The organism is Staphylococcus sp. EG-SA-15, from assembly GCF_017151895.1.
Taxonomy (GTDB): domain Bacteria; phylum Bacillota; class Bacilli; order Staphylococcales; family Staphylococcaceae; genus Staphylococcus; species Staphylococcus aureus.
The window spans coordinates 14,444-29,198 of sequence record NZ_JACVZN010000022.1 but is presented as its reverse complement, the minus strand read 5'-3'; the positions used below and the strand labels follow the sequence as shown (position 1 = coordinate 29,198).

12 protein-coding genes and 2 pseudogenes are annotated in these 14,755 nt (G+C 31.6%); 6 read left to right on the top strand and 8 right to left on the bottom strand.

The window, feature by feature from the left end; translation table 11 throughout:
* The first annotated feature begins 24 nt into the window (after positions 1 to 24).
* The 3 genes and pseudogenes from agrC (at position 25) to IDG64_RS09860 (ending at position 2,233) form a co-directional block, all read left to right on the top strand.
* Positions 25 to 1,317 (top strand): quorum-sensing sensor histidine kinase AgrC, encoded by a 1,293-nt coding sequence (gene agrC / locus IDG64_RS09870; RefSeq protein ID WP_000387804.1) that lies wholly within the window; start codon positions 25 to 27, stop codon positions 1,315 to 1,317.
* 18 nt (positions 1,318 to 1,335) lie between these two features.
* The gene (gene agrA / locus IDG64_RS09865) at positions 1,336 to 2,052 is read left to right on the top strand and encodes a quorum-sensing response regulator AgrA (protein WP_000688492.1); all 717 of its coding nucleotides are present in this window, start codon (positions 1,336 to 1,338) and stop codon (positions 2,050 to 2,052) included.
* A gap of 71 nt (positions 2,053 to 2,123) precedes the next feature.
* Positions 2,124 to 2,233, top strand: a pseudogene (locus tag IDG64_RS09860) (hypothetical protein).
* A gap of 187 nt (positions 2,234 to 2,420) precedes the next feature.
* Here IDG64_RS09860 and IDG64_RS09855 read toward each other — a convergent pair.
* The 7 genes from IDG64_RS09855 to IDG64_RS09825 form a co-directional block, all read right to left on the bottom strand.
* Positions 2,421 to 3,380 (bottom strand): carbohydrate kinase family protein, encoded by a 960-nt coding sequence (locus tag IDG64_RS09855; RefSeq protein ID WP_001253314.1) that lies wholly within the window; start codon positions 3,378 to 3,380, stop codon positions 2,421 to 2,423.
* Complete coding sequence (locus IDG64_RS09850) at positions 3,377 to 4,861, bottom strand: sucrose-6-phosphate hydrolase (RefSeq protein ID WP_000141429.1); 1,485 nt, start codon at positions 4,859 to 4,861, stop codon at positions 3,377 to 3,379. Before IDG64_RS09850 ends, IDG64_RS09855 begins: the two co-directional genes overlap by 4 nt.
* 148 nt (positions 4,862 to 5,009) lie before the next feature.
* A complete protein-coding gene (locus tag IDG64_RS09845) occupies positions 5,010 to 5,960 on the bottom strand; it encodes a LacI family DNA-binding transcriptional regulator (RefSeq protein WP_000790330.1) in 951 nt (316 codons plus the stop codon).
* A 182-nt stretch (positions 5,961 to 6,142) separates the two neighbouring features.
* Entirely contained in the window at positions 6,143 to 7,393 is a 1,251-nt protein-coding gene (locus tag IDG64_RS09840; protein ID WP_001052265.1) for an ammonium transporter, read from the bottom strand.
* 206 nt (positions 7,394 to 7,599) lie between these two features.
* The gene (locus tag IDG64_RS09835; RefSeq protein WP_000581077.1) at positions 7,600 to 7,824 is read right to left on the bottom strand and encodes a sulfurtransferase TusA family protein; all 225 of its coding nucleotides are present in this window, start codon (positions 7,822 to 7,824) and stop codon (positions 7,600 to 7,602) included.
* A gap of 59 nt (positions 7,825 to 7,883) precedes the next feature.
* Entirely contained in the window at positions 7,884 to 8,963 is a 1,080-nt protein-coding gene (locus IDG64_RS09830) for a YeeE/YedE family protein (RefSeq protein WP_000266883.1), read from the bottom strand.
* 303 nt (positions 8,964 to 9,266) lie between these two features.
* Entirely contained in the window at positions 9,267 to 9,902 is a 636-nt protein-coding gene (locus IDG64_RS09825) for a redox-sensing transcriptional repressor Rex (RefSeq protein WP_001283612.1), read from the bottom strand.
* A 252-nt stretch (positions 9,903 to 10,154) separates the two neighbouring features.
* Here IDG64_RS09825 and IDG64_RS09820 point away from each other — a divergent pair, with 252 nt between their 5' ends.
* Positions 10,155 to 12,083, top strand: a complete 1,929-nt coding sequence (locus tag IDG64_RS09820; RefSeq protein ID WP_000602053.1) for an ABC-F family ATP-binding cassette domain-containing protein — start codon at positions 10,155 to 10,157, stop codon at positions 12,081 to 12,083.
* A 144-nt stretch (positions 12,084 to 12,227) separates the two neighbouring features.
* Here IDG64_RS09820 and IDG64_RS09815 read toward each other — a convergent pair whose 3' ends face one another.
* Positions 12,228 to 12,356 carry a hypothetical protein gene (locus IDG64_RS09815; protein ID WP_077477373.1) on the bottom strand — a complete coding sequence of 43 codons (129 nt, stop codon included), beginning with the start codon at positions 12,354 to 12,356 and terminating at the stop codon, positions 12,228 to 12,230.
* Positions 12,357 to 12,784: 428 nt separating this feature from the next.
* Between IDG64_RS09815 and IDG64_RS09810 the strand changes: the two are divergent.
* Positions 12,785 to 13,063 (top strand): annotated as a pseudogene (locus IDG64_RS09810) (transposase); the annotation flags it as partial.
* Positions 13,064 to 13,095: 32 nt separating this feature from the next.
* Entirely contained in the window at positions 13,096 to 14,706 is a 1,611-nt protein-coding gene (locus IDG64_RS09805) for a MutS family DNA mismatch repair protein (RefSeq protein WP_000106309.1), read from the top strand.
* Positions 14,707 to 14,755: the final 49 nt, after the last annotated feature.

The following is a 14,755-nucleotide window of genomic DNA, read 5'->3' as shown; positions in this document are numbered from 1 at the left end:
CTATAAGAGAAAGTGTGATAGTAAGTGGAAGCATTAAATGATTATAATTACGTTTTATTTGTAATTGTTCAAGTTTCATTAATGTTCTTTATATCTGCATTTATTAGTGGAATAAGATACAAAAAATCAGATTATATATACATTATTGGAATAGTGTTATCTTCAGTATATTTCTTTGACAAAATCGGAAGTATTTCACTAGTTGTTATAACAATTTTTATAATAATTTTTCTCTATTTTAAAATTAGACTATATTCTGTATTTTTAGTAATGGTTACTCAAATCATTTTATATTGTGCAAATTTCGTTTATATCATTATTTTTTCATACATTATAACAATTTCACACAGCGTGTTTATAGTTCTACCAATCTTTTTGGTAGTGTATGTATCAATTTCTTATGCACTTGCCTACATTTTAAATAGAATATTAAAAAGGATAAATGGTACATACCTTTCTCTTAATAAAAAATTCCTTACTGTTATAACTATTGTTATAGTAATAACATTCTCTTTGTTATTTGCATATTCGCAAATTGATGCGAGTGATGCATCAACAATCAAACAGTATTCGATTTTATTCTTGGGAATTATTATATTACTGAGTATCTTAATTTTTATTTATTCTCAATTTACTCTTAAAGAAATGAAATATAAACGTAATCAAGAAGAAATTGAAACCTATTATGAATACACATTAAAGATTGAAGCAATTAATAATGAAATGCGCAAGTTCCGTCATGATTATGTCAATATCTTGACGACTCTTTCAGAATACATTCGTGAAGATGACATGACCGGTCTTCGAGACTATTTCAATAAAAATATTGTACCTATGAAAGATAATTTACAAATGAATGCTCTTAAGTTAAATGGTATTGAGAATCTTAAAGTACGTGAGATTAAAGGTCTTCTAACAGCTAAAATTTTACGTGCACAAGAAATGAATATACCGATTAGTATAGAAATACCAGATGAAGTAACTCGCATTAATTTGAATATGATCGATTTAAGTCGCAGTATTGGTATTATTCTTGATAACGCAATAGAGGCATCAAGTGAAATTGATGATCCTATCATTCGAGTTGCATTTATTGAAAGCGAAAATTCAGTAACGTTTATTGTTATGAATAAATGTGCAGATGATATACCACGTATTCATGAATTGTTCCAAGAAAGTTTTTCTACTAAAGGTGAAGGTCGTGGTTTAGGTCTATCAACTTTAAAAGAAATTGCTGATAATGCAGACAATGTCTTATTAGATACAATTATCGAGAATGGTTTCTTTATTCAAAAGGTTGAAATTATTAACAACTAGCCATAAGGATGTGAATGTATGAAAATTTTCATTTGCGAAGACGATCCAAAACAAAGAGAAAACATGGTTACCATTATTAAAAATTATATAATGATAGAAGAAAAGCCTATGGAAATTGCCCTCGCAACTGATAATCCTTATGAGGTGCTTGAGCAAGCTAAAAATATGAATGACATAGGCTGTTACTTTTTAGATATTCAACTTTCAACTGATATTAATGGTATCAAATTAGGCAGTGAAATTCGTAAGCATGACCCAGTTGGTAACATTATTTTCGTTACGAGTCACAGTGAACTTACCTATTTAACATTTGTCTACAAAGTTGCAGCGATGGATTTTATTTTTAAAGATGATCCAGCTGAATTAAGAACTCGAATTATAGACTGTTTAGAAACTGCACATACACGCTTACAATTGTTGTCTAAAGATAATAGCGTTGAAACGATTGAATTAAAACGTGGCAGTAATTCAGTGTATGTTCAATATGATGATATTATGTTTTTTGAATCATCAACAAAATCTCACAGACTCATTGCCCATTTAGATAACCGTCAAATTGAATTTTATGGTAATTTAAAAGAACTGAGTCAATTAGATGATCGTTTCTTTAGATGTCATAATAGCTTTGTCGTCAATCGCCATAATATTGAATCTATAGATTCGAAAGAGCGAATTGTCTATTTTAAAAATAAAGAACACTGCTATGCATCGGTGAGAAACGTTAAAAAAATATAATAAGATAATAAAGTCAGTTAACGGCGTATTCAATTGTAAATCTTGTTGGATTTTAACAAGATAACTAGCAAATGCACTGTATAGCTGGCTTTTTAATTGTTTAATAACAAAATTAAATATGACGCGTGAATTAAAAAATGATGTAACGTTTCTTTGTATACCTATTCCTATTACTACATAATTTATCAATTTCTATTTCACTCTACAATCCTATGGCGCAATTTTTAACAAAATATACTAAATTTGAAATTGACAGTTTCCATAAATAAAATGCTACAATTTCCTACCCCGTGAATCTTATTTTGTTTTAAAAAACAGTGTAGCACAAGATTCAACTTGTTTCCTACACTGTTTTATAAATGAATTATTTAAAATGCTTGTTCAACCTCTTGTAATGTTGGCAAACTATTAATAGCACCATACTTCGTTGTCACTATTGCAGCAACGCGATTGCTAAACGCTAAAATTTCCTCACCTTCATTTTCAAATAACTGAGTTAAATTTAACACATCGGTTGCTAAAATCCTGCTAATAACTGCACCAATAAAAGCATCCCCTGCCCCAGTTGTATCAACAGGTTTTACCTTATAGCCACTATGATAATGATTAATACCATTTTTCAAATATACGGCAGCACCATCTGCTCCCTTCGTATAAATGACTACAGTAACATTACCTGTAAATAATGATTGAATGGCTTCATTTTCATCATGAATACCTGTAATAAATTCTAATTCTTCATCTGAAACTTTTACAATATGCGCCAATGGCAAAAAGGTATGAATAGTTTGTCTTAAATCTTCAGCGTTATCCCATAATGGCAATCTTACATTAGGATCAAATACGACAGTACCATTTGCATTTAATGTTTTGGTAATCAATTGATAATGTGTATCTCTCATCGGACTATCGACCAAATCAACAGAACAAAAATGTACTACATCATTTTCATTCACATCAATATCATTCACAAAACTTGGTTCAAATAACATATCAGCAGAGGGCTTACGATAAAAAGAAAAATCTCGCTCGCCCGCTTCAGTCAAACTCACAAAAGCTAACGCAGTGTTTGCTTCATTCGTGCGATACACTTTTGATACATCTACACCAATACTTGATATCGTTTCAATAATGCTATCTCCAAATGCATCATTACCTAATTGTGTAATCATATACGCTTGTTGTCCTAACTTTTGAACTGTACAAGCTACATTGCATGGCGCGCCACCAATTTGCTTCGTAAATGTTTGAACATCTTTTAAATTCGCATTTGTAACATTTGGAATAAAATCAATTAACGCTTCTCCTATTGAAAATAGACGTCTCATTTATGTTCATCCTTTAAATCATATTTAGTAAATTGTAAATATACTTGCCCTGATTCTGTTGATGTTTTAATACCTAGTGCGTCTTCTGTCGGGAAAATTCGAGATGTCAAAACACGTTCCCCATCATTACAGAAAATTTCTATACTAGATGTATCAACAAAAATTTGTAATTGCTTTAATGGCGTGTCTAATATCGTACTACGCGTCGTACCTTCAACATTTGTCGGCAATAAACCACTGTCGCTGCGATCTAATGTTATTTTATTTTCACGCTTGTTATAAGCAATTAATGTTGAAGAAGTCTTAGATGTACGTAATTCAAAGTACACTTCGGTAGCATCATTATCCAAAATATCTATGATTAATTCATACTGTTTACCTTCATACGGATGTAATTTTCGAGTAAATTTATTTGCGTAGCCTAATGCTGTCTCTTTATTGTGACGTAATTTTTCCAACGCTGGATATGGACGTTGCTTAAGTTGACCATTTTCTACATTTAATACACGAGGAATTGTTAAGCAATGGGCCCATCCTTCATTATCAGTAGGATATTCGATTTCCGGTAACCCCATCCATCCAATTAGTACTCGTCGGCCTTTTTCATCTAAAAATGTTTGAGGTGCATAGAAATCAAAACCATTATCAAGCTCGACAAAATTTTCATGTTCATATGTTAACTTTTCAATATCAAACTTTCCAAGTATATAACCACTTTGATAAATATTTTTGAACTGATCGCCTTTTGGTTCAATACCTTGTGGACAAATAAGTATGACATCTTGATTATCTACATTAAAGTAATCTGGGCATTCCCACATATATCCAAAATCATCCAACTCTGTATTTATTTCACCTAAATAATGCCAATTAATTATATCTTCAGTATTATAAAGTAATAATCGACCTTGCTGATCATTATTTTGTGCACCAATGATTGCATAATATTTCTCATCATATTTAAAAACTTTAGGATCTCTAAAATGACTTGTATATCCTTCTGGTTGCTGGCTAATTACTGGCTTTGGAAACTTTTCAACTGAACCGTCTTCTTTCAGTCGTGCGATCATCTGACTTGCATGTCGTTGCCAATGATTATCTCGATGATTTCCTGTGTACATATAATATAAATGCCCGTTATATTCAAAAGCGCTACCGCTATATACACCATGGCTGTCATATCTAGTATCTGGATTTAAAATTGGCCCTTCAGCTTTAAAGTTTATTAAGTCATCACTCGTGTAGTTATACCAATACTTTAAGCCATGTACTGCGCCTAATGGGAACCATTGATGTGAAACATAATACTTCCCTTTATAAAAAATAAGTCCGTTGGGGTCATTTAATAAGCCTGTTTCTGGTTGTATATGAAATTGTTGACGAAATTTTGATTGATCAACTTGTTGTTTTAATGTTTTAAAATACTCAGTATCAACGTCCTCGATTCGTTGATAACGTTCTTCTCTAGTCCATTCGGTCATAATATTTACCCAGTCCTCCTTTTATAATTTATGCTGTTAACAATTTATATTCTATTATAGCAAATTTTACCTACGTTCTTTAACTTTTAACCTATCCATTTATAGTTATATGGTATCGGTTCCACATTTATTTTAAAAAATACAGCGTCTAAATATTAACATCTACTGTGACGCTATATGGCATATCTTGCTTTTTAAGCATCTGTTGTATCTCTTCCATCGCGCATTGGCCAGCTTCAAAATAATTATAATGAATTGTTTTTATCGATGGAGACACTAATTGTGTCATTGGGTCACCACCAAAACCATATATTTGATGTGGTTTCATAACATCTTTTTTATCAGAATAATATTTATAGGCAGCTAATGCAATCGTATCAGTTGCTCCAACAACCGCATCTACTTGCTCCACATTTTCCAAAACATTTGCAACATCTTTTTGTGCTTCCACATAAGTAAAATTTGTTTCATGTATATTAGGTTTAATTTGGTATTTAGCTAACTGGTCAAGTAAACCACGTTTTCTATGTATACCAACTGCAATATCTTTTTCACTTACACTAAACACTTCAACTTGTTGATATCCCTGTTGACCAATCCATTCGCCTATAATTTGACCTGCTTTATAATCATCATGCACAATACTATGAAGTTGTTCATGTTGTTGACCAACAATAACGATTGGTACATTCATTTTATTAATGACTTCAATATGTCTCTCTGTTATGTCTGTAGCCATTAAAACAATACCATCTACTTTACTGCGTGCTAATGTTTCAAGCGCTTGTATTTCTGCTTCGATATTTAAACCTGTGTAATTTAAAATTAATTGTGATTCATATTTTTGGCATTGTTTTGCCAATCCTTTGATTGTTTCATCTACTGCATATGAATTCATTCTAGGTATAATGGCACCAATAAGGTGTGTTTGTCTCGCTCTTAAACTTTGAGCAAATTGATTCGGTTGATAGTCATGTTCTGCTATAATTCTTGTTAATTTTTCACTTGTTTTTTTACTGACAGATCCATTATTTAAAAATCTAGATACTGTACTTTTTGAAACGCCTGCCAATTTGGCAATATCAGATATATTTTTCATACTTATTCACCTATCATTATTTGTGACACTTAGCCTTATTTTAGCATATGTGTAACCGCTTTAAATAATATTTCTGCTTCTTTCATAAAAAGATTTCAAAATAAAACTTTTGTATAACAAAATGTCCCAACATCAACCTTTAGTTAAATGTCAGGACAATGAATATTCTATGTAAATATATTCTAATATCGAATATGTTTATTGAATCTATTTAGCTCACCTTCAAAGTAAGCATGTTCACCGTGAACAATCTTGTCTAATCCTATATTCGTTTCTTGTTCCGTAACAGATAATGGTGTAATTAATTTAATTACTTTCGCAATAATAAACGTCATGACTATACTAAAAATTACAACTGCTGTTACACATAATATTTGTACAAGTATAATATGTATGTCACCAGTATAAATAAAGCCATTCTCAATGTCAGGATTGGCTTTTTCACTTTGGAAAACTGCTGTTAAAACAGCACCAATAATACCACCAACACCATGAATACCAAATGCATCTAATGCATCATGATATTTTAGTTTTACCTTGATGTAATTAATGACAATATAACAACAGATACCTCCTATTAAAGCCATTATTGTTGCACTAAGATATGTTACATATCCTGCTGCAGGAGTAATGACAACTAATCCTGCTAATGCACCGAGTAAAAGTCCAAGTAAACTTGTCGTCTTTTTAAAAATATATTCTAAAATTAACCAACCTATAGCACCTGCACTGGCTGAAATGACAGTATTTGTAAATGCAAGCATCGCAATATTATCAAATGTAAAAGCACTACCTACATTAAATCCATACCAACCAATCCACACGAATATACCGCCAATCAACGTAATGATAAGATTATGTGGTGTTGATTCAGAATGTTTGTTTCCTTTTCCAATCATAATAGCTAATACTAAACCAGAAACACCTGATGTAATATGAACAACCGTACCTCCAGCGAAATCTAATACACCGAGTTTGTTAATCCAACCGCCGCCCCAAATCCAATGTGCTACTGGACTGTATACAAGAGCAGTCCATATTACTACGAATAATAAATAAGGAATAAACTTCATTTTCTCAGCGATTGAACCAGATAAAATAGAAATTGCAATCGTACAAAACATCATTTGAAATAACATAAACAAAGCGAAAGGAATATGTGGGCTAATATCTTCTTGAGTCGCAAAACCTACATGATTAAGAAAAGTATATTCCCAATTTCCGAACCATAAATTCCCATTCCCAAAACTAATTGTAAAACCAACTGTTATCCATACAAATGTAACAAGCACAATTGCTGCCATACTTTGCATGACAGTATTAAGCGCATTTTTAGATTGAACTAACCCACCATAAAATAAACTTAATCCTGGTGTCATTAACCAAACTAATAATGTACACAAAAACATAAATATCGTATCGTTAAGATTCATACTTACCACTCCCTTTTTTCATAATAATCTGACAATTTATAAAAAGCAAAAATGCGTTAAGTTTTATTACATCTTTTGGAATAAAATGTGCCACACTATATAAAAATGATTTCATGAACTAAAACAAAAAAGACTACTTACTCACTTTTAAATTAGCGGAAGTAGCCATAGAATCTAATATCTATTTTATTGTTAAAATGATAACGTTAAACTTTTTGAATTGTAATTGTCCATGAAGCATTATCAATTTGTTCATAGTTTGTTACAGGATAACCATTTTCTGCAGCCCAATTTGGAATGGCTTCCGTCGCTTGCGTGCAATCAAAATCAATTTTTAATTCATCTCCAGATTGCAATGTTGCCATTTTCTTTTGCGCTTCAATTAACGGAAATGGACATACCATTCCTACTGTACCTAATTCGTGTATCATAATTATTTCTCCTTTTCCAATCACTTTTATTTGATCAACATCATTTGCATAATAATCTTCTATACTATTTGCGTTTGCTGTTTAACCTTTGCAGATTGTTGGTGTACTTTTTTCATTGGACGAACAAAGATAAAATGACTCATTGTCCATACACCAACTATCATCGATGCTAGCGCAATCCATCCTTGCCAAGTCATCGTTGCCGTTTCAACCAAACCGTTACCGATAGAACAACCACCAGCAACTGACGCACCAAATCCCATACATATGCCACCAATGGCACTGTTTCGTATTGTAATCTTGTCTGGCAATCGCCATTTAAATTCTCTTGATCCTCTAGCTGCAATATATGAACCAATGAAAATTCCTAGAACTAAAAAGACACCCCAATCAATAAATTTAGTTTCACCTGTAATCAAAAAGTGTACTAAATTTGCTGAAGGCGTTGTTATACCTAAACCGTCATTTCTTCCAGTTGATGCACTCATTGGCCAAGCTAAGAGTGCGATAAGTCCAATTACAATTGCTGCAATAAATGGATGGTATCGTTTTTCGAAAAGGTAATATCTAATACCTGTATAACGTTGCTTTAGTTTTGGAACAGCAACTCGAACTTTCTTATTATTGAGTGTTCTTACAACTAGAAAAATGGTGATTATAGTTAATATAACGACTAATCCCCAAAACGGAATGCCAGTTGTTTGAGACATATCACTATTTACATTCGTTGGTTGATTAATTTTATCCATTACTGGCTTTAAAATCCCTGTTTTAGTGATTGCTGCAGTAACAGCATATAATACTAATGCAATCCAACTACCAATTAGCCCTTCACCAGCGCGATACCAAGTACCTGTTGCACATCCTCCAGCCAATACTATTCCAATTCCAAAAATAAAAGAACCTATAATTGTTCCCAATATTGGAAAACTATGTGCAGGAATTTGTAAAATATCTGTTGCCGTCAAAATCAATAATCCTATACTTTGAATAGTAATAGCGATTAATAATGCATAGAACATCTTATTATTCTTTTGCACATACATATCTCGAAAGCCACCTGTTAAACAAAATCTTGTTCTTTGCATGACAAAACCTAAGAGTCCCCCGACAATTAAGCCACTAAAAATCATCCACATAATCCTAACCTCTCATTTCCGATAAGTTTAGTATGTATTATAGGTGATGATTTTCTTGTTTTCAACCTTATACACAATATTTTTGATATTTATATTATATTCATATAAGGAAGGCGATTAATTACGATTCATCATTATATCTCTACGTGTTAATTTATTAACCTATACTATATTTATCAACACAACAGTTTTTCCTTTCATTTTCAAACATAACAGAAAAAGCCTGAGACATACTTAGTCCCAGACTGTTCTATAATTAATTAAAGATATAACAAGGTTAATCATTCAAAGCTAACATCACATTTATTCACTGTAATTTTTCATAAAGAATAATAATGACTGTAATTCTATACCTAAGTCAATTTGATGTACTTGCACATCTGAAGGCGTATTAATTCTACCAGGAGTGAAGTTTAAAATACCTTTCACACCAGCTTGGACGAGTTCATCTGCAACTTTCTGTGCAACTCTTTCTGGTGTAGTTAGAATCACAACATCTATTTCTTCCTTCTTCAATGTTGTTATTAATTCATCGTTATCTTTAACAATAACGTTCCCTATTTTCTGGCCAATAACATCTTCTTTTACGTCAAACGCTTCTGTAATCGTCATATCGTCATGTATTGAAAAGTTATATGTGAGCAAAGCTTTCCCTAGGTTCCCAACTCCGACAATTGCGATTTTGATCATGTCACTCTCGCTTAGTTCAGATTTAAAGAAATCCAATAAACTATCTATATTATATCCGTACCCTTTTTTACCTAATTCGCCAAAATATGAAAAGTCACGACGAATTGTTGCCGAGTCAATTTGTAACGCATCGCTAATCGCTTTTGAATTTACACGATCTATACCTTTAGATTTTAATGAACTGACAAATCTATAATATAACGGCAAACGTTTTAAAGTTGCTCGAGGAATTTTAACTTGGTCACTCATTCGCTATTTCCTCCTTCGTGTTTGAATGAATTATATCTATGTATTCAAACGAGTTAGAGCGTAATTGTTAGATTATTAAAAAACAAATAATTGATTACAATGAATACCTAAATATTATACATTATTGAATTTTAAAAATAAATATCTTAGTTTCAAGACGGCGTTTTATACTGTAAAATGGTTATTAATGTAATAATTACGACTTTTTTCATAAGTTAATAAAATTTGAGAAAGACGAAAGGTGAAGATCGAATGATACTTTTACAACTCAATCATATATCAAAATCGTTCGATGGTGAAGATATATTTACTGATGTTGATTTTGAAGTAAAAACTGGTGAACGAATTGGTATCGTAGGAAGAAATGGCGCCGGTAAATCAACATTGATGAAAATTATAGCTGGCGTAGAAAACTATGATTCTGGAAATGTGTCAAAAATTAAAAACTTAAAACTAGGTTATTTAACTCAACAAATGACTTTAAATTCTAATGCAACAGTTTTTGAAGAAATGTCAAAACCATTTGAACATATTAAACGAATGGAAAGCTTAATCAAAGAAGAAACAGATTGGTTATCAAAACATGCAAATGATTACGATAGTGATACATATAAAACACATATGTCCCGTTATGAATCTTTATCGAATCAATTTGAACAATTAGAAGGGTATCAATATGAAAGTAAAATTAAAACAGTACTTCACGGGTTAAATTTTAGTGAAGAAGATTTCAATAAACCTATCAATGATTTTAGCGGTGGCCAAAAAACACGTTTATCTTTAGCTCAAATGCTATTAAACGAACCTGATTTATTACTTTTAGATGAACCTACTAACCACTTAGATTTAGAAACGACAAAGTGGCTTGAAGATTATCTACGTTATTTTAAAGGTGCAATCGTCATCATCAGCCATGATCGTTACTTTTTAGATAAAATAGTTACTCAAATTTATGATGTGGCTTTAGGTGATGTCAAACGCTATGTTGGTAATTACGAGGAATTTATACAGCAACGGGATTTATATTATCAAAAACGAATGCAAGAATATGAAAGTCAACAAGCAGAAATAAAACGATTAGAAACTTTTGTTGAGAAAAATATTACCCGTGCTTCAACAAGTGGAATGGCAAAAAGTAGACGTAAGATTTTAGAAAAAATGGAACGCATTGATAAACCAATGTTAGATGCCAAAAGTGCAAATATTCAATTTGGCTTTGACCGGAATACAGGTAATGACGTCATGCATGTAAAAAATTTAGAAATCGGTTATCAAACTGCAATTACCAAACCTATCAGTATAGAGGTCTCTAAAGGCGATCATATAGCAATCATTGGGCCAAATGGTATTGGAAAATCGACCTTAATTAAAACTATTGCTAATCAACAAAAAGCGCTTAATGGCGATATTACTTTCGGCGCAAATTTACAAATTGGTTATTATGATCAAAAGCAAGCAGAATTTAAATCTAGTAAAACGATTTTAGATTATGTGTGGGATCAATATCCGTTAATGAATGAAAAAGATATTCGTGCAGTTCTTGGTCGTTTCTTATTTGTACAAGACGATGTTAAAAAGATAATTAATGATTTATCTGGTGGTGAAAAAGCACGTTTACAACTAGCACTACTTATGTTGCAACGTGACAATGTACTTATTTTAGATGAACCTACCAACCACCTCGATATAGATTCAAAAGAAATGTTAGAGCAAGCACTCCAACATTTTGAAGGAACAATACTATTTGTTTCCCATGATCGTTACTTTATTAACCAATTAGCAAACAAGGTATTTGATTTAACAATTGATGGCGGAAAGATGTATTTAGGAGATTATCAATATTACATTGAAAAAGTTGAGGAAGCGGAAGCGTTGAAAGCGCACCAAGAAGAACAGTCAGTTAACGTACAAGCACATGAAAAGTCTATGGAACAATCGTCGTATCATAACCAAAAAGAACAAAGACGTGAACAACGCAAACTTGAACGACAAATATCCGAGTGTGAAAATGAAATAGAAACTTTAGAGACTACTATCTTACAAATAGACGAGCAATTAACGCAACCAGAAGTGTATAACAATCCACAAAAAGCAAACGAATTAGCTATCCAAAAACAAGATAGCGAACAAAAATTAGAACACGCTATGTCTAAATGGGAAGAATTACAACAAAAACTATAAAAATATACATAACTCTAACTGTAAAATCGCTATAGTTAGAGTTATTTTTTTACAAATTTTAATTTTTTTTATTCACAATAAAAACGCTGATATTAAAGCTATCCACAGACTTATCCTAGTTATCCACAAGTAAATTAACACTAATCAATTATTTATTTTCTGTTTTCCCACCTGATATCCACAATAAATAACGTTCCCAACACCTTTTATCCACAAGTTATTCACTCTTTGTTGATAAGTACGCATGTTCTCTATTGACATTGTTTTTATCAAAATTCATTGTTAAGACACTTTCTTTATGAAATAAGACTGGGACATAAATCCCTAAAAAACAGCAGTAAGATAATTTTCAATTAGAAAATATCTTACTGCTGTTCTCTATTTATACAATACTTCGTATTGAATGGCTTCGCTATGCCCATCTGGCACATTACTGTAAAATTCTATAAATAGAATTTTTGATGATGGGTCCCTTCCTAGGGTGCCGTCTCAGCCTCGGTCTTCGACTGGCACTGCTCCCTCAGGAGTCTCGCCATTAATACTACGTATTAACATGTAATTTTACTTTGAAATACTTTAAAAAAATAAGACACTTTGCCCAACTTGCACATAAATGTAAAATTCAATAAAATGAATTTTCTGTGTTGGGTCCCTTCGTATAATTTAATAAATACCACTAAACTAAATTAACGAGGTGCCTTATGTATAAAAATTATAACATGACCCAACTTACACTACCAATAGAAACTTCTGTTAGAATTCCTTAAAATGATATTTCGCGATATGTAAATGAAATTGTTGAAACGATACCTGATAGCGAATTCGATGAATTCAGACATCATCGTGGCGCAACATCCTATCATCCAAAAATGATGTTAAAAATCATCTTATATGCATATACTCAATCTGTATTTTCTGGTCGTAGAATAGAGAAATTACTTCATGACAGTATTCGAATGATGTGGTTAGCTCAAGATCAAACACATTATTAAAAATAAATAAGGGGATACTTATGAGCACAAATCAAACATTTTTAATATTTGTTATAGCAATTATTATACTTACATCGGTAATAGGAATTGTTGGACGATACATGAGTCGTCAACGTCTATTAAAATCTATGGAAACATTATGGCAAACGATTTCTCCATTAGAGGCTTTTATCAGACCGAACTCACATTTCGACTATGAGTATAAGCTCTACAAGGAAAAATTTGAATCACATTCACTAGTTGATGATAAAACTTGGTCCGACTTAAATATGAATGCAATCTTTCATAAGATGAATTATAATTTAACAGCTATTGGTGAAATGAAGCTATATGCCTGTTTACGTGGAATGCTTTCAATTACGAACAAATCATTACTTAGTTTATTTAATGATAATGCTGAATTTAGAAAAAACGTAACATATCATTTAGCTTTGATTGGTAAAGCTGTTTATCCAACATTTCCAGACCAAATCACACCGGTAAAACGTCAAAATATATTGTTTCTATGCCCGTTTTTACCAGTTATCTCATTTGCAGTTATATTTATTAATTCACAAGTTGGTATTTTATTATTTCTTATGAGTTGCCTATTTAATATCATTTTATCAGCAACTTTAAAGCGTACATATGAGGATGACTTAAAATCTATCTTTTATGCATCCAATGTTTTAAAACAAGGCTATACTATCTCAAAAATTAAACATGTTCCACAACCTGAAGTCAATTTTAAGCAATTTAGAACAGCACGTCATTTAACGAGTGTTTTAGCTGAAGTTAATGATGAAGATATCGGAGCTATGGTAATTAAACTAGTTAAACTTATTTTCATGATTGATTATGTTTTATTTCATTCAATTCAAAAAAGCTATACAACACATATGAATGAGCTTAAAAATTGTTTCGATTACATAGCTGAATTAGATAATCATTATGCATTAGCAATGTATCGTAGAACGCTAGAATGTTATACTGAACCACAAATTGATGATTCAAATGATGGCATAGTATTCTCTGAGTTAACACATCCACTCATAGCAGATGCAGTAGCCAATGATTTCTCACTATCACAAAATATACTGTTAACTGGGTCTAATGCTTCGGGTAAATCAACATTTATGAAATCCATAGCAATAAACATTATTCTTGCATCGGCTATACAAACAGTTACCGCAAGCAAATTTGTATATCAACCTGGAATTGTGTTCACGTCAATGGCAAATGCCGATGATGTGTTATCAGGCGATAGTTATTTTATGGCTGAATTAAAATCTATTAAGCGTATTGTTGAAATTCCAGATAATCAAAAAATATACTGCTTTATAGATGAAATTTTTAAAGGTACCAACACAACTGAACGAATTGCCGCTTCAGAATCAGTACTATCATTTTTACATGAAAAATCTAACTTTAGAGTTATTGCAGCAACACATGATATTGAGTTAGCTGAACTCTTAAAACAACGTTATGAAAATTATCATTTCAATGAGGTAATAGAAAATAATAACATACATTTTGATTACAAAATTAAGCCTGGCAAAGCAAATACTCGTAATGCCATCGAATTATTAAAAATCACTTCATTTCCAGCAAAAATATATGAACGAGCAAAAGATAATGTCCCGAAAATTTAGCATTTAACTTTAAATATAAAAACGTCAGCTATCACATGACAGAAGACTA